The 255-nt window shown below is 54.5% G+C and carries 1 pseudogene; it reads right to left on the reverse strand.

Features of this window, described 5'->3' with window-relative positions:
* Positions 1 to 255 (reverse strand): annotated as a pseudogene (locus DWZ82_RS15755) (sensor histidine kinase); the annotation flags it as partial.

Raw genomic sequence — 255 nt, forward strand, 5'->3', positions numbered from 1 at the left:
TGCCGGGGTGTACTTCACCGCATTGTCCAGCAGGTTAAAGAGGGCTTCCGATGTCCACTTGCTGTCATGGGAAACGGTCAAATCCTCCGGGCAGTCCACGGACACGGCGATTTCCTTTTTCTCCGCCGCATACACGATCCCACTCATGGCCTGCGCCACAGTATCAAAAAGACGGCCCAGCTTCTTATCCAACTGGATCACGCCTGTTTCCAGTCGGGAGGTTTTCACAAGGGCCTGAAAGAGAAAGTCCAGCTT

Source organism: Butyricicoccus sp. AF35-5AC (assembly GCF_003477715.1).
Classification (GTDB): domain Bacteria; phylum Bacillota; class Clostridia; order Oscillospirales; family Butyricicoccaceae; genus Agathobaculum; species Agathobaculum butyriciproducens.